The 251-nt window shown below is 66.9% G+C and carries 1 protein-coding gene; it reads right to left on the reverse strand.

The genetic code is table 11. The features are described from left to right. A partial coding sequence (locus JT719_RS24975) for a chorismate-binding protein (protein WP_207436481.1) occupies positions 1-251 on the reverse strand: 251 nt, incomplete at both ends.

Consider the following 251-nt stretch of genomic DNA (forward strand, 5'->3'; position numbering starts at 1 on the left):
TCGTAGCCCTCGCGCAGCCGCCCTTCCACATGGTCCACCGTGTGGATGTGGCGGGAATAGAGTTCGATCATGCGGCGGCCGAGAAGGCGGACGCTGCCCGGCTCGCAGACCCGCGCCTTGTCGTTGCGGTCCACGTCGGTGCACATGGTCAGTTCCGCCTCTTCCTTTGCGGAGTTCAGCAGCATGCGGATTTGGGCGGAATCCTCCAGCGCGTCCGCACCGCGCGCGGCCGTGCCGGAAATGGGGCAGGT

The organism is Sabulibacter ruber, assembly GCF_017355955.1.
GTDB classification, from domain to species: domain Bacteria; phylum Bacteroidota; class Bacteroidia; order Cytophagales; family Hymenobacteraceae; genus Nibribacter; species Nibribacter ruber_A.